This window comes from Chryseobacterium sp. DZ-32, from assembly GCF_059587025.1.
In genome coordinates, this window is the sequence record NZ_JCAIOM010000001.1 from 123012 (window position 1) to 145081 (window position 22070).

Here is a 22070-nt window from a genome sequence, read left to right on the forward strand (position 1 = left end):
CAAAAGTTAGCAAGAATGTTACAAATTAAAGACCTTCACGCCAAAATTGAAGATGGCGCAGAAATATTAAAAGGGATTAATCTTGAAATAAAGCCGGGCGAAGTTCACGCTATCATGGGACCAAACGGAGCTGGTAAGTCTACCCTTTCTTCTGTAATCGCAGGAAAAGAAGATTACGAAGTGACTGGTGGAGAGATCCTTTTTGACGGACAGGACATCAGCGAAGATGCTCCTGAAGATAGAGCTCACAAAGGAATTTTCCTTTCTTTCCAGTATCCTGTAGAAATTCCAGGAGTTTCTGTAACGAACTTTATCAAAGCCGCTTTAAACGAAACAAGAAAAGCAAACGGACTGGAAGAGATGCCGGCAAAAGAAATGCTTGCACTAATCCGTGAGAAATCTGAAAAACTGGGAATCAAAAAAGATTTTCTTTCAAGATCATTGAACGAAGGATTCTCCGGAGGTGAAAAGAAAAGAAACGAGATCTTCCAGATGATGATGCTTAATCCGAAATTGGCTATTCTTGATGAAACCGATTCAGGATTGGATATCGATGCTTTAAGAATCGTTGCAGATGGAGTAAACTACTTCAAAAATGAAGGAAATGCAGTTCTTCTGATTACCCACTATCAAAGATTGCTTAACTATATTCAGCCTGACTTCGTTCACGTGTTAGCAGACGGGAAAATCATCAAAACCGGTGATAAATCTTTAGCATTAGAACTTGAAGAAAAAGGTTACGACTGGCTTTTAAATTAATTTGAAATTTACTATTTGAGATTTGAAATTATGGCAACCATTTATGAAGTGCAGCAAATATGAATCTCTAAAGTAAAAATTGGATTCCTATTCCTCGGAATAACAATATTTTAGTTCAAAAAAAAGAAAAAATGGTGCAAACCACAGACATACCAGTAATGGCATTAAAAGAACAAATTATAGAGAACCATAGTGAATTTTTGGAGAGTCTTCGTCACAGATTTCTGGATGAGGAAAGAAAAACAGCGCTTCAAAAATTTGCAAACTTTGGTTTTCCTACTAAAAAAGACGAAGAATATAAATATACCAATCTAAAGGAGATCACGGAAAAAAGCTACAACTTCTTCCCGAAAGAGCACCACAATATCACTAAAGAGCAGTTTGATGAACTGCATCTTGGTGAAGAGAATTTTGATTGGATTGTTTTTGTAAACGGTAAACTTCACAAAGAGCTTTCTAAAGTTTCTATTGAAAATGTGGAGTTCCTTTCATTCAATTATGCATTGAATGATGAGAAACATAAGGAGGTTTTTGAAAAATATTTCAATACCATTGCTTCTAAAGAACAGGCTTTTACGAACCTGAACCTTGCTTACTGCAAATATGGCTTCTTCCTTAAAGTTCCTAAAAATGTAGTGATTGAAAAGCCAATCCACGTTTTTTATATTTCTCAGAATCAGGAAGAAAATACATTCTACAATACCAGAAACCTTTTGATCGTAGAAGAAGGAGCAAAAGTAGAAGTGATTGAAAGCCACCATAATTTTGACACCACTTACGTACTGACAAACTCTGTAACAGAGATCTTTACATACCCAAATGCGAAAGCTGACTGGCACAAACTTCAGAACGATAACAACACAACCTATCTTATCGATAATACTTTTGCAAAACAGGAGAAGGACAGCTTAACTACGGTAAACACATTCTCTTTCGGAGGTAAACTGGTAAGAAACAACCTTGATTTTATTCATAACGGATCCAATATCAATTCATTCATGAACGGAATTACCATTATCGGGAAAGATCAGTTGGTAGACCACCATACAGCAGTTCACCACAACTTCCCGAATTGTGAAAGTTACCAGAACTACAAAGGAATTTTTGATGGTAACGCCCATGGAGTTTTCAACGGAAAAGTTTTTGTGGACAAAATTGCTCAGAAGACAAATGCTTACCAGCAAAACAACAATGTATTGCTAAGCGAAGGGGCAAGTATTGATACAAAACCTCAGTTAGAAATTTTTGCAGACGATGTAAAATGTTCTCACGGATGTACAGTAGGACAATTGAATGAAGATGCTTTATTCTACCTTAGAGCAAGAGGAATTTCTAAAAAAGAAGCTCAGGCATTACTTTTATATGCTTTCGCGAATGATGCAATGCAAAACATTGATATTGAGCCTCTAAAAGAGAAAATTTCAAAGCTGCTGGCTGAGAAATTAGAAGTTGATATAGAATTTTAAAACTTATATATATTGATAAAAAAGCACTTCAAATGAAGTGCTTTTTTATTGTATTTACAGATTGTGTGTCTTTTATTTTTTCAACCAGCTTTGGTTATCTTTATTTTCTGAACGTTTCTTACCGTTATCAAAATTATACGCCAATCCTACGCCCAATGTCTGCTTCAGCTGGGTCTTCCATATCTGATTATGGTCATACAAAAGGTCAAGGGTAACGTTGGTAGAAATATATTTATTGATTTTCATGCTCAAAACTCCGCTATATCCAAGGACAAGCCTGTCCGGGTGATCAAGGTAGTTTGAGAATACAGAAGCCGTATTCAGTAAGGTTATATTCTCCATAATCTTCAGTTTGTACATTGCCGTTCCCAGGAAACCGAATTGGAAAAGAGAAGAATCTCCATCGTTTTTAAGACCGTAAGTTCCTGCTTTCTGAAGATCTTCGTCTAAAACAAAAGTCCATCTGGCATTCGCAGGCCGTAAAGTAACTGTAAGATTATCATTGGGACGGTATGTAACCCCTGCTCCTACACTCAGATATCCGGGAGCCATAAAATTGGAAATCTTTTTTGCATCAGGATTATTTCCATCTTCATAACCCGGAGCAAACTGAGTCTGAAGCCCCGCCCCTGCAGATAAATACCAATGTTTGGCAAATTCTCTACCATAGTTTGTAGAAAGATTAATGACATCCTGCGTTTTTCTAACTCCTGTTCCTTGTGTGTTATTTTGTCCGTACCCCAGAATGATAATATTTTCCCAAAGATCTTTCCCTTTTTCATAGGTCAGGTTGTAATTAACGCCAGCAAGCCAACCTACGTTGTTGGCTCCTCCACCTACCCAGTTTGAAAAGGCAGCCTGATTAAGCATTAATGTATTTTGTCCCTGAATAGACCATGCCTTAGCTGTGTCTGATACCGGAGCTTCCGTCTTAGCCTCCTGAGCGAGTGCTGCAGCCCCAAAAGAGATAGAACTGATCAATAAAAGTTTTTTCATAATGTTGATTTATTACAAATGTATAAATAATAATTTATGCCGACATAAAATTCACTTTAAAATGAATTTAACATAATTAAAACACAAGCCGTAATCAACTGAAAATAAATAAATTAAAAAACAAAAAAACACCTCATTTCTGAAGTGTTTTAATTAAAATATAAGTATTCTGACTATTTTTTGATCCACCACTGGCTGTCTTTGCGATCAGAACGTTTTACACCATTTGCCAGCGTATAGGCAAATCCGATTCCAAGAGTTTGTTTCAGCTGTGTTTTCTCTATCTGATTATGATCGTATAGCAAATCAACGGTCACATTGGAGGAGATGTATTTATTTACCTTTAAGTTCAGCAAAGCTCCATAGGCAAGAACTAATCTGTCCGGGTGGTCAAGGTAATTCGAGAAGACAGACGCTGTATTGGTTAAATAAATATCTTCCATTATTTTCAATTTATATATTGCCGTTCCCAGAAAACCGAATTGTAATAAAGAAGTATCACCATCATTCTTTAAACCATAATTTCCTGCTGTCTGGAGATCTTTGTCCAGTACAAATGTCCATCTGGCGTTGGTAGGACGTAATGTTACCGTGAGATCATCATTGGGTCTGTACGTGATACCCATCCCGACGTTCAGGTAGCCCGGTGCCATAAAATTGGATATCTTTTTTGCATCAGGATTATTTCCATCTTCATATCCTGCAGCAAACTGTGATTGAAATCCTGCACCCATAGAGAAATACCAGCTTTTTGAGAATTTTCGCCCATAATTGGTAGAAACATTGATAACGTCCTGTGTTTTTCTGATTCCCTGCCCTTTTGTATCATTCTGCCCATATCCAAGAATGATGATATTTTCCCAAAGGTCTTTATCTTTTTCATAGGTCAGGTTGTAATTAACGCCAGCAAGCCAACCTACGTTGTTGGCACCTCCACCTACCCAGTTTGAAAAGGCAGCCTGATTAATCATTAATGTGTTTTTTCCTAAAACCGACCAGTATTTTATGGTGTCTACCACTGCGGAATCTTTTTTCAATTCTTCTTGTGCACTTGCATACATTCCCATAAAAAAGGAAAGAATCAATAAAAACTTCTTCATTACTCTAAATAATTTTCAATGCAAAAATATTAATATAATTTTTTTTAAAGCTAAATTCAGCTTTAAAAGAACCAATTTCTATAAAGTTCAATTACCTCATAACAAGATATTTCTATAAAATCAATGCCAAATAATGAGTTCAAAAGTTAAATTTAATACCTTTTGTCTTAAAATCAGGCCGGTAGAAACTTATTCATCGACAAATTTTCCGAAATTTATCATTGGCTTTTGATTTGACGTAAAATCCACATGTTCAAAAATGTAATTTCCAAAAGAGCGGTTATCTATCCATTGCTGATGCTTTCAGCAATGTGGTTCGGGTACTTTTTACAAATGCAGGGCTTCTTTCAAAGCTGTTTTGGAGCCATTATTCCTCTTCTGCCTGAAGGATTGCTTGGTGTTGTTACATCTCCCCTTTTACATGGAAATATCGATCATATTATAGGAAACTCCATTCCGATAGCAGCACTTATGTTTTTGCTGTATCAGTTTTATCCAGTAGTTGCCAATAAAGTCTTTATTATCGGCTGGCTGGCAACAGGCCTTTTGGTATGGCTTCTTCCTCCTATTGATATCCTCACCGGTGAATATATGTACACCTGCACCATCGGGGCCAGCGGTGTGGTTTATGTTCTTGCCTTTTTCCTTTTCTTCAGCGGAGTTTTTAAATGGAATACAAAACTTCTTACAATTTCAATGCTTGTTGTACTTTATTATGGCAGTCTGGTATGGGGAATGCTACCTGAAGAACTGTTCTACAACATGCAGGAACCAAGTAAAATTTCATGGCAGGCCCATCTTTCCGGAGCTGTAGTAGGCAGTATTATCGCCTTTGCCTTTAAAAATGTGGGAGAAAAGAAGAAAAAATTTATCTGGGAGTTTCCGAATTATTACAGCGAAAAGGATGATAAATTATGGCAGGAATACAGGGAAAATCATCCTGAAGATTTTATGGAACTTCCCTACAAGAAAAAAGATGACATCTGGGATCATTTGGATGAATTAAGAAAAAGATAAAACTTATTTCATTACATTTGAAAAAAAACACACATGAATTCCGAAGAATACTTTTATGCCATCGCCCTCCGCGAGTGCAGCCAGATTGGCGATATCCATTTTCATAAGCTTGTCCATACTTTCGGAAGTGCTCAGGAGGCCTGGAAGAGAGCAAAAAAAGAGTATAAAAAACTTGATGGCATAGGACAGAGAACAGTTTCAGATATTGGAAATACATCTCATTTGGAATTTGCAGAAGATGAATTAAATTTTTGCGAAAAAAATAATATTCAAATCAGGCTGAAACACCTTAAAGAAACGCCCTCCTTGCTTAACGAATGTAATGATGCACCGGCCATCCTGTATCAAAAAGGGAATATTGAAAATATACAACCTAAGGTAAGTATTGTAGGAACCCGGAATATGACAGCGTATGGGAAACAATTCCTTGACGATTTTTTCGAAGCGACACAATCTTCAAAATATATAACGGTGAGCGGTCTCGCTTTGGGAATCGACAAAGAGGTTCACGAACAGTCTATTCGTCATCAAAAACCTACCGTGGCTGTTCTTGCCCATGGTTTTAAATATTTATATCCTGCCAAAAACAGAAAACTATCTGAAAAAATTTTACTGGAAGGTGGTGCATTAATCACAGAGTTTAGTTCATCCAGAAAACCGGATCGGGAAAACTTCATCCAGAGAAACAGAATTGTGGCAGGAATATCTCCGGCAACGATTGTAGTGGAAACCGGTTTTGGAGGAGGCTCTGTAAGCACAGCAGCCTTTGCTAATGATTATAACCGTGATGTTTTTGCCCTGCCCGGCAAAATTACGGACAGCTCCAGCCAGGGTTGTAATCAGCTGATTTTCCATAATAAAGCGACAGCCATTTCTACCGTGAAAGACCTTATCGGACTCCTTGGGTTAAATGAACCCAAAGAAAAAATGGAAGAGTTATTTCCTTATAGCGAGACTATTCTCCAATTATCTGACAATCAGAATTTAATATATCAATCTGTTAAAGACCAGCCTCAGATTTCTTTAGATGATCTGGCACAGAAAATTGATCTTCCTACCCACAAAATCTTACCAATAATTTTGGAATTGGAACTTTTAGGGAAAGTAAAATCATTTTCCGGGAGGCAATTCATCGCAATTTAAGATTTAACGATTTCTTAATACTGCATTATTTCACACATAACATTTCATTTTTAATAAAATTTGAACATAAATTATTAATTTAATAATATTACGAAACATTATTATTTAATTTTTAACAATGTTAAAATATAGTGTTGTGAATCTTGAAAAAAAAATTAAATTTGTTGACAATAATATTCAACCTTAATATATGGAACAATATAATATTGACCAGAAAATCCAAGAGTTTATTGCAAAAATTGAAGCAAAAAATCCTAACGAACCGGAATTTTTACAGGCTGTAAAAGAAGTTGCCGTAACCGTAATTCCATTCATTGCTACTAAAAAAGAATATACCGGAATGAAGCTGCTTGAAAGAATGGCTGAAGCTGAAAGAATTATTATTTTCAGAGTTCCATGGGTTGATGACAAAGGAGAAATTCAGGTTAACAGAGGTTTCAGAATTCAAATGAACTCTGCTATTGGACCATACAAAGGAGGAATCCGTTTCCACCCTACTGTAAACCTATCCGTTCTTAAATTCCTTGCTTTCGAGCAGGTATTCAAAAACTCTTTGACAACTCTTCCAATGGGAGGAGGTAAAGGAGGTTCAGATTTTGATCCACAAGGAAAATCTGATATGGAAGTAATGCGTTTCTGCCAGGCTTTCATGACAGAATTATGCAAGCACATCGGTCCTGAAACAGACGTACCTGCAGGAGATATCGGTGTTGGAGCAAGAGAAATCGGATATTTATTCGGACAATACAAGAAAATCAGAAACGAATTTACCGGTGTTCTTACAGGAAAAGGTCTTGCGTATGGAGGTTCATTAATCCGTCCTGAAGCTACAGGATACGGTGTAGTATACTTCGCTGAGCAGATGCTTAAAACGATCGGACAGGATTTCAAAGATAAAATCGTAACGGTATCAGGTTTCGGAAACGTAGCGTGGGGAGTGATCAAAAAAGCAACAGAATTAGGTGCTAAAGTTGTAACAATCTCTGGTCCTGACGGATATATCTACGATAAAGATGGTATCAGCGGAGAAAAGATCGATTATTTATTAGAACTTAGATCTTCAGGAAACAACAGAGCTGAAGACTATGCTAAAAAATATCCATCTGCTGAGTTCCATGCCGGAAAACGTCCTTGGGATGTGAAGTGTGATGTTGCCTTCCCTTCTGCAACTCAAAACGAATTAGATTTAGATGATGCAAGAAAATTAGTTGAAAACGGATGTATCTGTGTAACTGAAGCAGCTAACATGCCTTCTACACTAGATGCGATCAACTATTTCTTAGACAATAAAGTATTATTCTCTCCTGGTAAGGCTTCCAATGCTGGAGGTGTTGCGACTTCAGGATTAGAAATGACCCAGAACTCTATCCGTCTGAACTGGACTTCTGAAGAAGTTGACGCAAGATTAAAGGAAATCATGATCGGTATCCACAAAGCTTGCAGAGACTATGGAAAAGACGAAGACGGTTATGTAAACTATGTAAAAGGTGCAAATATTGCCGGCTTCGTAAAAGTAGCAGAAGCAATGTTGGCTCAAGGAGTGGTGTAACAAAAAAAACAAAGGTTGGGAAAAAATCCCGACCTTTTTTGATATAGCCTGTTCCCGGGATAATGGGAAAAAAGTAAAAAGTGAAAGGAGAAAGCGCTGCTATATGCAGTGCTTTTTTTATTTTTATATCATGCAAAACACCTTTACAAATATTGATGAATATATTCTTCTGTTTCCGGTAGAAGTACAGAAGAAGCTTCAAGAACTTAGAAAAGTAATCCATCTACAGGTTCCGGATATTGAAGAATATATTGGGTATCAGATGCCCGCCTTCCGGTACAGAGGAAAACCTTTGGTTTATTTTGCCGGATATAAAAAGCATATCGGATTCTATCCGGGAGCTGAAGGCATCCGTACTTTTGAAACAGATTTTAAAGAGAGAAAATATAAATTCTCTAAAGGAGCCGTGCAATTTCCAATTCATGAAAATCTTCCGCTCGATCTGATCATTAAGATCATCCTGTTCAGGGCACAAGAAATTTGAACAAAAAAAATCCTGAAATACAAGATTTCAGGATCCGACTAGTGTTTGCTAAAGTGCTTACTTTTTCTTCTTTTTGTCTTTCTTTTCCTCTTTAGGAGTATCTGCAGGCTTTGTTGCATCAGTAGGTGTTGTACTTACTGACGGATCAGTTGCCGGTGCAGTTTCCATTGTAGTGGCAGGTGATTTGTCCTGTTGATTCTTTGGATCCGCAGGACTTGTAGTCTGCGTATTCGTTTGTTGGGTTTGAGTTGTCGTAGGGTTATTAGTAGAAGTATCGGCTGGCTTTTGTGGTGTTGACTGTGCTGATACTGCGATTACTCCGACTAATGTAAACGCTGCTGTTAAAAATAACTTTTTCATAATGTAATATTTAAATGATTGTTTAACTTAAACGAAGCATCATTTAGAAAATTATGCGTAAAAAGCTTATTTAACGTACTTTATAATTATTTAAGAGGAATTTGCAAAAATGAGTCCGGTTGAACTGACTGGAAGAGTAGCGCTTGAAACTGCAAGTTTTTTAGAGTAGAAATAACCAACGAGAAGAGTTCTCAGCCCCATCTTCCCTCTTCCTGCAAAGTTACTTCACTATATTCTTCATCATCTTTTCTACGAATTCAAATGCAGCCGGGCAGATTACCGTGTTTTTCAGCATCAGGTTATTGATCTGATAAATCTTCTTACGGTCTGTATGAGGATATTCACGACAGGCTTTCGGTCTTACGTCGTAGATAGAGCATGTATTATCACTGTTCAGAAAAAAGCAGGGAAGATTTTGCAGCACTTTGTCATTATCTTCATCCACTCTTAAAAACTTTGCTTCAAAGTCTGCGGACTTCATTCTGAGATGTTTGGCAATTCGCTCAATATCTTTTTCAGTATAAAGCGGGCCTGTTGTTTTGCAGCAATTGGCACACTGCAGGCAATCAATTTCCTCAAAAACTTCATCGTGGGTTTCCTGCACTACATAGTCGAGATTTTTGGGCGGTTTTTTCTTCAATCCGTCCAGAAATTTCTTGTGCTCTTTCTGCTTTTGTATCGCTTGTTTTTTATAAAAATCTAAATCCATTATTCTTTATTTCTCACTGATTCCGGAAGCTCTTCTTTCTTATATTCATTGATTTTATCCAGATCCAGTACTGTTGAAAGGTTTTCCTTATTTGGATAATACATCGGAACAAATTTGGCCCCATATACAATTTCTCCCGTTGTATATGAAGATCTTTGAACCACCGTGTTTGAAAATACTTCATCAAATGCGCGAACCTGCACAATAAGCTCAATATCCGTATTTTTAAAATCCTCTTCGGAAAAGCCATAAAACGGAGAGTTTTCATCAATTTTATGCACTACAGTCCAGTTGAGCGCCAGTGTATTGATCTTGCTCATCTGTGTTGTAAGCCGGTAAAAATTGCTTTTGGCGATTCCGTTTTCTATTACTTCTATAGCCACTGATACAATTACATCTGCATCCGTCAATGCATTGTTTTTATAGGGAGCAAGCCTGAACATTAATGCTGAAGATTCCTGAAAAGGAGCGATAAGCGCTATATCCGAAAATCTAAGATATGCCCGGGGTCTTGAAAATCTTCCGTAGAAAAGCCCTGTTGCAATAGCAAAGGTAAGCAATCCCAGAAAAGCTTCAAAAGTGGCTACAAGACTTGCCAAAAAGCCTACAGGAGCTATTCTGCCATATCCAACCGTAGTAAATGTCTGGGAACTGAAGAAAAAGACATCGATAAATTCATTGAGCGGATCACTCTTATCAATTCCGGTAAGATGCTCTACACCAATCAGATAATAAATCATTGCAAACAAAAGATTAATGATAATATAAGCGATAACCAGATAAGATATAAAACGGAATGAGGAGAGATTCAGCATGGTGTGGTACCAGCTTAGCCTGTTAAAAACATTCACTCCCCTTCTCTGAACATTCGGGAGGCCGTCTTTATTGATAAATCTTCCGGATGCATTGGTTCCGAAACCACTGTTTTCCGCATTTTTCTGACGGATTTTCTTTCTGAATCCTCCTGTCATTTTGTAATCATTTTGACTTTATTATATTATGATTGTCCGCTACCCATAAGCCCCTTAATAATCTGCTCATTCTTTCAACATATAAAAAGCAAAGTTAAGAATAGAATCCATTAAGATATCAATGCTTTTTAGTAATCATTTTTAAACTTTACTATTCAGATGGCAGATGGCTTTCTCAGTGGTTTAATTGAACTTTGTCCAGATAACAAAACACAAAAAACAGCAGACATTCAGAATTTCTGCTGTTTTTTTAATGTATATTAAAGTACTTTTAAATCCTTTGCGCAGGTGATTCCATTACCGTAACACTTACATTGCTGACAGATTTTACGATTCCTGACTCTCCATGTATATTGGTAAGAAAATCTGGAAAGCTTTCGATAGGAAAAGCCCAATAATAATGGCCATCTACGGGAGAAGGAAAGTTCGCCTGTAATCTTCCTTTTAATTTCATCGGTACAAAGTATTCAACGGATGATCCCTTCAATTTTGTAAGGACAGAAATTGTTTTTTTAGAATGAGCGGGCACAATGGTCTTGTAGCTGCTGGTTTCGGTAATTTCTTCAGAATTTTCCGTACCTTCCGTTGTATCTCCTCCCACCACAACTTTTGTGCTTGCTGAAGCTTTTGCAACCAGTGGAATATCAACGGATACTGAAGCTGCCACTTCAAATGAGCCCGATACAGTACGTTTCCAGGACGTAGAATATCCCTTTTTATAAGAATAGGTTACTGTAATTTCACTTTCTCTGTCTCCATTGTTAATTGCCTCCGTAGTATAGGCATTGTCCGGTAGATCTGCACCGTCTGTTTTTATAGTTACCTCAGGAGTTCCCAAAACAATGGAAACATTTGGGTTTGGAGCGATATTCCGTGCATCTCCATCTACAGAAAGGTCTGGATTAAATATAATTCCATCCGGAATCTGGCCAGAGTAAGCGAAAACGTTTTTCAACCTTGTTCTTTCTCCCGAATAACTTACATCATATCCCATATCTTTCAGGTGATTTGCCTTGAAAGGGATTTCGCGTTCTTCATCAGGCGAAGTAGAGTTCGCACCCAAACTATTGCTACCTGGCAATTTAAACTCATCTACAATTTTCCAGCCTTGTTGAAGCATCTCTGCCTCAGTCAATTGTGATTTCTTTACTTCAGAATAATTTACCTTTTCTGAATCATCATTCATAGTACTCACTTCATCTCTTGAACATGATACCGAAAACATCAGTAAGAGAATACAAATAGAATTGATTTTTTTGATCATTTTAATAATTTTTTAGTGTTTAATAATTAAATTTACAAAAAATGAATTCTTTTCAGGCGTTTTTTTGCGAATTAATCAAATTTTAATCTTTCATAATTTTTCATTGTATTATTTTATGTTGTGCTCTAAAATACTGTTTACATGAAATTTATCAATTTCCCGACTGAAATTTTTAATACGAATTGTACTAACTTTGAACTATGAAAAAGCTTGAATCAAGAGAAGATATTGAACACCTTGTCAATTCATTTTACAACAAAGTTGTTAAAGATGAAACTATTGGTTTCTTTTTTAATGATATCGCTAAGGTAGACTGGGATCAGCATCTTCCTAAAATGTATTCTTTCTGGGAGTCTATCCTTTTCGGACAGATGACTTATAAAGGAAATCCAATGGGTGTACACTTCCCGATTAACGAGATACAGGCTATGGAACAGAAACATTTTGACCGATGGCTGGAACTTTGGCGCAGCACTATTGAGGAAAACTTCGTAGGGGAAAATGCTGACATGGCGATTTACAAGTCAGAGAATATAGCAAAACTGATGGCTTTCAAAATGGAGCTGGCGAGAAGATTGTAGTGATACGGGATTCGGGGTACGGGATATAGATATCGAGGTAAAATTCCTGGACTGATTTCACAGATAGACAGATATGTAATTTTGTACTTTTTCTTTTTATGGAACAATCACTGTAAAGATATAGGCTGCCAGATTCACCAGCAGAACAGTTCCGTAAAGGATGTTTGTCTTACCCCGGCTCAATGAAAGCATTACAATAAATACGGATAAAGAAAGCAGAATAATGTCTTTTTTGTCCAATCCTAATACAAGTGGAATATTGTACATGATGCACACTACTGAAACCGCAGGAATAGTAAGACCAATACTTGCCAGCGCAGAACCCAATGCCAGATTTAAGCTGGACTGGATCTGATTGGCTCTTGCAGCACGGATCGCTGCCACCCCTTCAGGAAGAAGAACCACGGCAGCAATAATGACTCCCACCAGAGATTTCGGAGCTCCAAGGCTTTGCACCATTCCTTCTATGGTATCGGATAACCCTTTCGCCATCAGCACGACAATAACAAGACAAATTACCAGAAAAATAAAGCTGATAAGGGTTTTTGATATCGAAGGAATATAATGTTCCTCAGGATGCTCGTCAGGAACAATAAAATAGCTTCTGTGGCGAACGGTCTGCACCATCAGGAAAACCCCGTAAATGGCAAGACATGCTATGGATATAAAAATAAGCTGTGCTTCGTTATAGAATGGTCCGTTGACACTTGATGTAAAATTGGGAAGAACAAGGGTAAGTACCAGGATGGAAACAATACTCACCAGATAAGTGGTTGCTGAAGTCCTTGCAAAGAACTGCTCGTGATATTTAACGCCGCCTACCAGAATACATATTCCGAGAATTCCATTAAGAATAAGCATTACAGCAGCAAAAACCGTATCTCTGGCCAGCGTGATCGCCTGATCTCCGCCGGCAACCATCAGCGAGATGATAAGTGCCACTTCAATAATGGTGATACAAAGAGCCAGGATAATCGTTCCGAAAGGTTCTCCTACTTTATGAGCTACCACTTCAGCATGATGTACTGCAGATAAAACACTTCCAATTAATAAAACACCGGCAAGCACATCATAAAGAACACCACTTCCCATCAAACCGGAAAAGTAGTATCCTACTGCCAGAATAGGAAAAATATAGGTATAATGTAAAAGTTCTCTTAGTCTCATATCGTGACTACAAAATACAAAAAATCTATAATAATTTCAATATTAAAAGAAAATATTAATAATATTTTAATGAGGCCAGAAGTTAAAATCCTGATAATCTGTGAACATATGGAACAGAAGCCCGATTCCTATGATCCTGATATTTCCTTTAAAGAACAGCAGCAAAAAATACACCGCAATGGCATAATAAGAATGTAGGAAATGAAATCCTATGCTTCCTCTTGAAGGATCAAAAATTGGATTGGCAAAAAGATGATCAAGATCTACCAGCATGGTAGCAAGAAGAATAAAATATGCCTTTTTCCAGTTTTTTCGATAAAAAATCAATGCAATAAAGACCGGAAAAATAAGATGCAAAAAATAATGCGTAAAAGTTTTGAGCAATGCGATATCTGATGGAGCCATTTAAGAAAATTTTATTCGGTTTCTATGCTTACCACCGTAAAATTAAGGGTAATTCTCCTTTCTTCGCTTTTATTTTTAGCCAATAATGACCAGACTGATTTCCATAGAATACATAATCTATATCCGATATGATCTTTTTTTCACTGGCTCTCAGCATTTTCAAAGAAGAATACAGCAAAGCATTATTTCTGATCATAATATAATTTTGCTTTAACCGACTGGATAATGATATCGGATTCCGGGTTGATTTTATCGTAACTCCTTTATTATTTGACGTGATTTTGTTAGGTTGAAAGGGAATTGCAGTAAATTGATTTTCGTTGTTGATCCATTTTTCAGACTGGAAATATTGCCAGGTTTTCTCAGGATCATTACTCAGAATATCGATCATATAGCTGGGCTGAGTGATCTTTTGAACCGTCTTTCTTTCAACTTCATTAAAATTATCATCATATTCATACGTGACGATGGTATCATTGATCTGTCTAAGATCTGCAGCAGCCTTTAAAGATGTTATCTGTGAAGAATCTGCTATACTTTTTTTGAAAAAACGGGTAAAATTCCTGATGTTTTCTCTGTCTAATTCAAGTTCCAGAAAATGATTTCCTTTCTCAAATTTTGAAGCAATCGTATTAAAAATCTCCGGATTTGAATTATTATTGATTTCAATTTCATCCTCATTTAGCTCAATGGAAAAGTTTCGGATTTTCTGCCCTGAAATGAATGAAATGCTTCCCACTGTATTTTGAATAAAACGGCCTGCCTCCCAAACAGGATGTCCGGATTGGTGGAGAAGTTTTTTCTGAATGGTTCCAAAAGCAAGGTCAGAAGTTCCTGCAATGCAATGGTTCCCGTTGATCATAAAGAAAAACTGATCTTTCTGAAAAAGGTTATTTCCTTTGGCCACAAAGTTTTGTTTCTTTAAACAGGTAATGAATTTTTGCGAATCTTTAAGCTCTAAAACACTGTACCATTCTGAAAATTTAGTGTCTTTAATATGAAATATCTGTAGAAAATCCGGAATTCTGATTCCTAAATCTTTCAGTGAACCGGAGCTTTTACTCTTTGCTTTGCTTCCGGACCATTTTGAAGGATGGGTTACTAAACTGAAGAGGTAGTGTCCCGTTAATTTCTTCGTGTCGATTAAGACGACTGCATCTGCATTATCGGGAATATATTTCAGCGTTTTATTTTTGTAAAAAACCAGAAAATATACAGCGACAGCCAGCAATAAAAATAACGGGACAATAATCTTCTTTTTGTTCATCTATAAAATTTGAGGCTTCTTTTCTGTTTCTTTTGTTTTAAAAACCTGATCGAATATATCAAAGAAATACATTAAGCTATTTTCTGAAGAATCTTTGATCTTATAATTCATCTCAGTCTGGATGCTTTCTCCTTTTACTTCCGTTTTATAATACAACTCTCCTACATTTTTTTTGATCGCCTCTAATGTTTTTCTTTCTTTCGGAGTTTTGAATTCTTTGTCTAACCCTGTTAAAAGCTTCTGGATATCCAGTCTGCCGGACAATGGATATTTAGCGGAGTCTTTTGCCCATTTTCTGGAAATATCAGATTGGTTTACCGGTAAATTATTATCTGCTGAACTCATAAGATACACTACTCCATCTTTCACAGTAAAGAATAACTGATCAACATAGCCGCCGTTTTTTTCTTCCTTAAAGGTGTATACATTTCCTTTTTTAGAGAATCTTTCAGAAAACTTTTTATTGGTGGTCAGCATATCAAAAATACGATTCCAATAGCCTTCATTCTCTGTTGCAAAAGCAAAAGTGAAGTTAGGAACAGCAATTTCTTTGGTTTTCTTTACTTCTTTTTCATTGAAATCTGCATCATATTCATAATCGGTATATTCTACGGTTTTGGATTTCAATTCATTCAAAACAAAGATTCCGTTTCCGGGTGCAATTTTAGCAATGGCTTCTTCATCCAGCACTATCTTCATAGTTTCCATGATCAGTTCCATTTCTTTTTTGTACTCATTTTCTCCGGAATTCTGAAGAAGGCTGTACATCATGTCGAAACATTTTGCCCCATTCACATTCATGGCATAGTAGCCGACACTTTTCTCATTGATCAGCTCCAGCAGTTTTTTGTTTTTCTTCCCTTTATAAATGGCAGAAATATTCTTTTGAATGTCAGCATTTTTGTGCTGATAATTATTAACCAGTCTTACTTTATCTTTATCGAAATACAGATTGTATACATAATTGGAGTTGTACATGTTTTTGAAAAACTGTCCGTAGCCATAATACTTCGTCATTTTTCCATAGATGCCGTCATTTACAATTCTTCCATAGTCTGTGTACACAAAAACATCAGAATTGGCATCTCTGAATGAAAGCATTTCTTTTGGAACGTCAATCTCTAAGTTTGAACTGAAATATTGGTCGAAACGATCTTCAGCGTTCTTTTTAACAACCTTGAAATTTTCTCTCCTTATAGAGTCCTGCTCTTTCTGATAGGCTTTATTTTCTTCCTCATCATATTCCGCATCAGGCATTTCCTCTCCATTTTCAGAATTCTCAGCACTTTCTTTCTCTGCAGGATATTTATGATGTTTTTCCAGGTATTTGATATCTTTCTGGATTCTTGCAATCTCGTTGTTGTTTTCTTTAATACTTTCTTTCAGGTATTTGATATCTTCCTTCAGGTTTTTAATTTCTTCTTTATAATCGAAAGGTTTTTCCGGTTCTTCGGTATACACTGTATCTCCCGGTTCTGCGTAAGCGGAGTCTACCACTGCAACAGCAGTACTGTCTGTAACTGCTTCCTCTGCCCAAAGGTCCTTATAAGGTTTTGTATAGCTGATCATACTGAGAACAGCACGGCTCCCGTTCCACGCTACAAAAATATCATCATTGATATCTACATAAGAATAGTTCTTTCTGCTGGAAACGTCCTGTCCTTTTTTCTTCACAGAGTTAATGAACTCCTGAAACTTTTCTTTATTATCAATGATAAAATGAGTATTGTAGGTCTTAATAGAATCATTAAAACTTGCGTAATGGTATTGAACAGCGTCATATTTAATTCCTGTTTTGGAATAATCTGTCCAGGAAAGGTTCTCCTTGCTCTTTTTGCTGAGCTCATGCAGCAAAGGATTTAGTTTATTCCAGTTGATTTTATTATTAAGCTGCTTTCCGTTGACTTCCATATAAAATACAGCATCGGAAGGGATTTTCATACTGTTTTGGCCGAAAACCAATGTAAAGCCAAAGAGAACGAAAATAATGGTTTGCGTTTTTAATAAGATAGATTTCATGACTATAGTTTAGAAATTTATTGAAAAAGAATGGTATTTTGAATTTGCTTTTTTTGAAGGATGAGGTCCAGAATATCAGCTTCCAGTTTAAGAGCTTTTTTGTTGGGAGAAAGCACATAAGTAGTATTCGATTGTGATTTCACTGGAGTTTCAAACTGCATGATGGAAGTATATTTCGCATCAGTAAAAACCTCTTTGTCTGCCTTACTCATCTTGTCATAGTCAGCTTTGAAAGTATTGACTTTATTCCTTGTCAAGGTCTTTTTTTCAAGATTCTGACTGTAAACCTGGGTTGGAACCATTTTACCCAATATTTTCTGGGCTTTCAGTTTTTCCAGACCTGCATTAATGTTTTCAATCTTTTTGAAATTACAGCTCAGCTTGATGATGTAATTATCAAAATCCATGGAGGTTTTCACATTGCTGATTCCAGGAGTTCCTTTAAAAATTCTGGCAGCCTCATTGATTTTAGTTTCAATTTCTGACTTTTTAGGAACTTTTTTTCCGTTGATGGTCTCCATTTTAGAAATTGAAGCAAGTCTTGTTTTGCTCTTGCTTGCGTTAAGAATAATGGTATATTCTCCTGTACCATCAGCTTTTAAGTTCACCTTATCCAGGATATCGAAGCAGCTTGTTAAAAAAAACAGGGGAAGCAGAAGAAGAAATAGTTTTAATATTTTTTTCATGATCAGGTTAAAAGCACAAAATTACTTAATTCTGGCCTTACATCCTTATAATCTTTGATTTTTTGGGCATAAATAGCTGTTTCCCGGTACTTTTCCAGGGGAAAATACGGTATTGCTTCCGTATATTATTTTTTAAACACGCCCTTTAAGATAATCCTGGCGAAGATCTTCATCCAGCTTTTCAATAGCATACCGAAGGCAGGTTCTGGGCATTTCTTTGTAGTACAGATTCAGATAGCTGATCAGTTCTCCTTCATTTTTATTTCCCATTTCTCTTAGCAGCCATCCATTTGCTTTGTGCATCAGGTCATGGGAATGTTTCAGATTTCTGGTCACAAATTCTTTGGTCAGAGCAAATGATCCTTTTTTTATATAATGCATTGTTCCGACAACAGCAATCCTTTTATGCCACATCTCATCAGATTCCGAGAGTTGCTTAAGAAGGCTTTCTTTCTGATTTTCAAAAGCATATCTGCCTAAAATTTTATAGCAGGTAGAATCTACAAGATCCCAGTTGTTCACATAAGGAAGATGATCCAGATAAAAAGCGACCACTTCTTCTTTTACTGCCTTATCTTTTGTTTTCTCAAATTTTAAAATAAGCATAAAAAGAGCTGTCAGCCTATGTTCATGATATGTTGAAGAAAGTAATGTGCTGAGTTCTTTTAAGCTTATTTTTGAGTAATATTCTTTTGCAACAGAGCGCTGATCCGGAACTTTTACGCCCAGAAACAAATCACCTTCGCCATATTCTCCTTTTCCTGTTTTGAAAAATCTCGGAAAGAATTCAGCCTTTTCAGGAATGGATAAAACAGCAAGCGCTTCCTGTATTTCTTTAACAATGCTCATATGATTTTAAGCGTTTTCTTCTACAGCAATATTTTCCTGCTCCTCTTCTTCTTTGGCAATCTTATTCGGATTGGCCACTTTAGCAATGGTAAGTCCCTGAACAATGATTGAGAATACGACAACACAGTAGGTAATACTTAAAATAATTTCACTGTATTCACTTTTAGGGATAGACATCGCCAATGCAATGGAAACTCCTCCCCGAATTCCTCCCCAAACAAGCACTTTCACCGTTTGTGGGCTGAAACTTCTTCTCAGGGAAGTAAATTTTGTAGGTCCCCAGATCGAAATAAATCTTGCCAGCAAAACCACCACAATGGCCACTAAGCCCGGAATCATGAAATGTCTGAGATCTTTAATCATCAAAAGTTCAAATCCGATGAACAGAAATAGTACCGCGTTCAGAATTTCATCAATCAATTCCCAGAATTTGATCAGATAATCCTGGGTAACAGACTTCATTTTGAAACTTCTGTTGAAATTTCCCATAAATAATCCTGCCGCCACCATAGTCAATGGTCCTGAGATATGCATCTGACGGGCAATAAGATAACCTCCCATTACCACTGAAAGCGTTACTAATACGGAAATAATATAATCATCCACTTCACGCATCAACCTTGAAGTAACCCATCCTAAAAGCACCCCGAGTAAAAGACCTCCGCCCGCTTCCTTAAGGAGAAGCAATCCTATCGTTTCAACACTCAGATCCACTTCTTTTCCGATCGCCAGCTGCAAAATCACTGTAAAGACCACAACTGCCATACCGTCATTGAAAAGAGACTCTCCGGCTACTTTTGTTTCCAGTGATTTGGATACATTGGCTTGCTTCAGTACACTCAGAACCGCTACCGGATCGGTAGGAGAAATCAAAGCACCGAAAACAAGACAGTAGATAAAAGGAAGTTTAACCCCCACATAAGGAAGCAGATAAAACATTCCAAATCCTACTACAAAAGTAGAAATCACAACCCCTACTGTGGAAAATATTACTACAGGTCTGAACTGTTCTTTCAGGTCATTAATATTAATATGAATTCCTCCTGCAAAGAGCAGAAAATTAAGCATGGCACCCATCAGAACTTCTGTAAAATCTATTCCGTTCATCAGGTTATGAAGATGTCCGAAAGTTCTGGGAAGAACCGTTTCTCCGAACAGGACCAGAAAAATAGAAACCACAATGGCAATGACCATAATTCCGATGGTACTCGGAAGTTTTAAAAACCTATAGTTAAGATAGGCAAATATTGATGCTAATACGATTAATGCTGAAAATGAATAATATAATTCCACTAAGTGTTTTTATTTTAAGATTAATTGGTGAGTTCCAAATAGAGTATTTTGATATAAATCTGCTTCGCGTCCTTTTCCCATATATCAAACATCGCATCTTTAGAAGCTTTTGAACTCCTGGTATAATCCTGTCCTATATTCAGAATGTTGAGCAGAATATACTCATCTCCTACCGAATTGACGATATAGGCTGTTTTCTCGGATTTTCCGTCTCCGGAACTTCTTATTCCTTCGGTAAGGGTACGGAACTGATTCAGATGGTGTACAAAGTTATTTCCATCTTTTACCGAGTCGTAAGCCCTAAGAAGGATCAACAGAATATCCAGATTGGTAGGATCTTTACCATACAAAGCTTTTCCCTGCTTGATACAGTCTGCAAAATTATTTTGCTTAAAGGCTTCTACAAGACTTTTAAAGCTGTCTCCCGATGTGTTTATTTTATCGCTCCTAAAATTTCTTCCGTAATACAGATATTGAGCTTCTATACTATCCAGAGACTTTGGGTATCCTTTAAATTTGAAAATAAGCTTCTCGTAATTGTACGGCGAATCGGAAGTCCTGAGACTTTTCTCAATAGCTTTTAAATCAATTTTTGATTTCTGGCTGAACCCAAAAACCGAAAACATGATGAATAAAAGGAAAAAGTGATACTTCATTAATTGTTGCTTTCTTCTTCGTCGTTGTCGAAATATTCGAAAAGAAAATCGTTGTATGGGAATCTGGAAATATGAATCTTCATGACCTCATCATAGATCATTTTCTTCATTTCCGGGAAGTTTTCTTTCGTTAATGCAGAGATGAAAACCGTCGGATATTTTGACTTTGCCATCCACGTCTTTTTCCATTCCTCAAGAGAAATATTTTTACGGGTTGAAGGCGTAAGATCATCTTCATCCTTTTTCTCATAGCTGAAATCGTCAATTTTATTGAAAACCATGATCATTGGCTTCTGATGAGCGTTGATTTCCATCAGGATATGATTAACAGATTCTATATGATCTTCAAAGCTTTCGTGAGAAATATCCACCACATGGATCAAAAGATCGGCTTCACGAACCTCGTCCAATGTAGATTTAAAAGATTCTACCAGCTGAGTAGGAAGTTTTCTGATAAACCCTACGGTGTCTGTCAACAGAAACGGTAAATTTCCAATTACCACTTTTCTTACCGTGGTATCCAGCGTAGCGAATAATTTATTTTCAGCAAAAACTTCAGATTTTGAAATGGAATTCATCAGGGTAGATTTCCCTACGTTGGTATATCCTACCAAAGCTGCACGAACCACTTTCCCACGGTTGTTACGCTGGGTAGCCATCTGCTTGTCTATCGTTTTCAGTTTCTCTTTCAGCAATGTAATTCTGTCACGGATAATACGACGGTCAGTTTCAATCTCCGTTTCTCCGGGACCTCTCATCCCGATTCCCCCTTTCTGACGCTCAAGGTGGGTCCACATTCTTGTCAGTCGTGGTAAAAGATACTGGTATTGTGCCAGTTCAACCTGAGTTCTCGCATATGAAGTCTGTGCTCTCTGGGCAAAAATATCAAGGATAAGATTGGTACGGTCCAGGATTTTAACCTCCATTTCCCTTTCCAGGTTTTTAAGCTGTGAAGGAGAGAGTTCATCATCGAAAATTACGGTTCCGATCTCGTTTTCTTTTACATATTCTTTTATCTCGATGGCTTTTCCGCTACCGATAAAGGTTTTGGAATCAGGCTGAGTTAATTTTTGGGTAAAGCGCTTTTGTACGGTTGCTCCTGCTGTGAAAGCTAAAAACTCAAGTTCATCCAAATACTCCGTCAGTTTTTCTTCATCCTGATTCTGGGTAATAACACCCACCAGGACAGCTTTCTCATAGTTATGTTCTTTCTTTTCTAACATTAAGTTCTGTCTATGTTTATGATTTTTACAAGTTAATATTTTTCAGAAAAAAAACAAAATCAATTTTTATTTAATAACATATTTTAATATAAATTTAAGTTTACTG

Annotated in this window: 22 protein-coding genes; 7 read left to right on the top strand and 15 right to left on the bottom strand. The window is 36.8% G+C overall.

Features of this window, described 5'->3' with window-relative positions; translation table 11 throughout:
• Positions 1–15 precede the first annotated feature (15 nt).
• Positions 16–759 carry a Fe-S cluster assembly ATPase SufC gene (gene sufC / locus AC59HC_RS00510; RefSeq protein ID WP_110009100.1) on the top strand — a complete coding sequence of 248 codons (744 nt, stop codon included), beginning with the start codon at positions 16–18 and terminating at the stop codon, positions 757–759.
• A 158-nt stretch (positions 760–917) separates the two neighbouring features.
• Complete coding sequence (gene sufD, locus AC59HC_RS00515; protein ID WP_202844212.1) at positions 918–2225, top strand: Fe-S cluster assembly protein SufD; 1308 nt, start codon at positions 918–920, stop codon at positions 2223–2225.
• A gap of 72 nt (positions 2226–2297) precedes the next feature.
• On the opposite strand, the gene AC59HC_RS00520 is transcribed toward sufD, so the two are convergent.
• Together AC59HC_RS00520 and AC59HC_RS00525 are read right to left on the bottom strand one after the other, a co-directional pair.
• Positions 2298–3221 (bottom strand): DUF3078 domain-containing protein, encoded by a 924-nt coding sequence (locus tag AC59HC_RS00520; RefSeq protein WP_202841914.1) that lies wholly within the window; start codon positions 3219–3221, stop codon positions 2298–2300.
• A gap of 173 nt (positions 3222–3394) precedes the next feature.
• Entirely contained in the window at positions 3395–4321 is a 927-nt protein-coding gene (locus AC59HC_RS00525; RefSeq protein WP_202841915.1) for a DUF3078 domain-containing protein, read from the bottom strand.
• Between the two features lie 249 nt (positions 4322–4570).
• Between AC59HC_RS00525 and AC59HC_RS00530 the strand changes: the two genes are divergently transcribed.
• The 4 genes from AC59HC_RS00530 to AC59HC_RS00545 all read left to right on the top strand — a co-directional run bounded on the left by AC59HC_RS00530 (position 4571) and on the right by AC59HC_RS00545 (position 8514).
• Positions 4571–5338: a rhomboid family intramembrane serine protease gene (locus tag AC59HC_RS00530; protein ID WP_110009097.1), complete on the top strand. Its 768-nt coding sequence runs from the start codon at positions 4571–4573 to the stop codon at positions 5336–5338.
• 33 nt (positions 5339–5371) lie between these two features.
• On the top strand, positions 5372–6481 hold the full coding sequence (gene dprA / locus AC59HC_RS00535) for a DNA-processing protein DprA (protein WP_496557796.1): 1110 nt from the start codon (positions 5372–5374) through the stop codon (positions 6479–6481).
• A gap of 190 nt (positions 6482–6671) precedes the next feature.
• Entirely contained in the window at positions 6672–8030 is a 1359-nt protein-coding gene (gene gdhA, locus AC59HC_RS00540; protein WP_062673086.1) for an NADP-specific glutamate dehydrogenase, read from the top strand.
• A 130-nt stretch (positions 8031–8160) separates the two neighbouring features.
• Entirely contained in the window at positions 8161–8514 is a 354-nt protein-coding gene (locus AC59HC_RS00545; protein ID WP_202841929.1) for an iron chaperone, read from the top strand.
• A gap of 57 nt (positions 8515–8571) precedes the next feature.
• On the opposite strand, the gene AC59HC_RS00550 is transcribed toward AC59HC_RS00545, so the two are convergent.
• From AC59HC_RS00550 to AC59HC_RS00565, 4 genes are all read right to left on the bottom strand, one after another.
• Entirely contained in the window at positions 8572–8874 is a 303-nt protein-coding gene (locus AC59HC_RS00550; RefSeq protein WP_110009093.1) for a hypothetical protein, read from the bottom strand.
• A gap of 220 nt (positions 8875–9094) precedes the next feature.
• Positions 9095–9583 carry a YkgJ family cysteine cluster protein gene (locus AC59HC_RS00555; RefSeq protein WP_202841937.1) on the bottom strand — a complete coding sequence of 163 codons (489 nt, stop codon included), beginning with the start codon at positions 9581–9583 and terminating at the stop codon, positions 9095–9097.
• Positions 9583–10554 carry an ion channel gene (locus AC59HC_RS00560; protein WP_496557797.1) on the bottom strand — a complete coding sequence of 324 codons (972 nt, stop codon included), beginning with the start codon at positions 10552–10554 and terminating at the stop codon, positions 9583–9585. Before AC59HC_RS00560 ends, AC59HC_RS00555 begins: the two co-directional genes overlap by 1 nt.
• A gap of 271 nt (positions 10555–10825) precedes the next feature.
• The gene (locus tag AC59HC_RS00565; RefSeq protein WP_496557798.1) at positions 10826–11818 is read right to left on the bottom strand and encodes a hypothetical protein; all 993 of its coding nucleotides are present in this window, start codon (positions 11816–11818) and stop codon (positions 10826–10828) included.
• Between the two features lie 200 nt (positions 11819–12018).
• Here AC59HC_RS00565 and AC59HC_RS00570 point away from each other — a divergent pair, with 200 nt between their 5' ends.
• On the top strand, positions 12019–12399 hold the full coding sequence (locus tag AC59HC_RS00570; protein WP_202841943.1) for a group III truncated hemoglobin: 381 nt from the start codon (positions 12019–12021) through the stop codon (positions 12397–12399).
• A 96-nt stretch (positions 12400–12495) separates the two neighbouring features.
• Here AC59HC_RS00570 and AC59HC_RS00575 read toward each other — a convergent pair whose 3' ends face one another.
• The 9 genes from AC59HC_RS00575 to hflX form a co-directional block, all read right to left on the bottom strand.
• Positions 12496–13566, bottom strand: coding sequence for a calcium:cation antiporter (locus AC59HC_RS00575; protein ID WP_496557799.1), 1071 nt, complete (start codon positions 13564–13566; stop codon positions 12496–12498).
• 66 nt (positions 13567–13632) lie between these two features.
• Positions 13633–13971, bottom strand: coding sequence for a DUF6122 family protein (locus tag AC59HC_RS00580; RefSeq protein ID WP_202841947.1), 339 nt, complete (start codon positions 13969–13971; stop codon positions 13633–13635).
• Between the two features lie 28 nt (positions 13972–13999).
• Positions 14000–15238, bottom strand: coding sequence for a hypothetical protein (locus AC59HC_RS00585; protein WP_496557800.1), 1239 nt, complete (start codon positions 15236–15238; stop codon positions 14000–14002).
• Positions 15239–17257 carry a hypothetical protein gene (locus tag AC59HC_RS00590; RefSeq protein ID WP_496557801.1) on the bottom strand — a complete coding sequence of 673 codons (2019 nt, stop codon included), beginning with the start codon at positions 17255–17257 and terminating at the stop codon, positions 15239–15241.
• Between the two features lie 17 nt (positions 17258–17274).
• Positions 17275–17943 (bottom strand): hypothetical protein, encoded by a 669-nt coding sequence (locus AC59HC_RS00595; RefSeq protein WP_496557802.1) that lies wholly within the window; start codon positions 17941–17943, stop codon positions 17275–17277.
• Between the two features lie 132 nt (positions 17944–18075).
• Entirely contained in the window at positions 18076–18792 is a 717-nt protein-coding gene (locus AC59HC_RS00600) for a DNA alkylation repair protein (protein ID WP_496557803.1), read from the bottom strand.
• A 6-nt stretch (positions 18793–18798) separates the two neighbouring features.
• Positions 18799–20085 carry a cation:proton antiporter gene (locus tag AC59HC_RS00605; RefSeq protein ID WP_227941223.1) on the bottom strand — a complete coding sequence of 429 codons (1287 nt, stop codon included), beginning with the start codon at positions 20083–20085 and terminating at the stop codon, positions 18799–18801.
• A 20-nt stretch (positions 20086–20105) separates the two neighbouring features.
• Positions 20106–20741, bottom strand: coding sequence for a DUF4919 domain-containing protein (locus tag AC59HC_RS00610; RefSeq protein WP_227941224.1), 636 nt, complete (start codon positions 20739–20741; stop codon positions 20106–20108).
• Positions 20741–21964 (bottom strand): GTPase HflX, encoded by a 1224-nt coding sequence (gene hflX, locus AC59HC_RS00615; RefSeq protein ID WP_062673053.1) that lies wholly within the window; start codon positions 21962–21964, stop codon positions 20741–20743. Before hflX ends, AC59HC_RS00610 begins: the two co-directional genes overlap by 1 nt.
• Positions 21965–22070 lie beyond the last annotated feature (106 nt).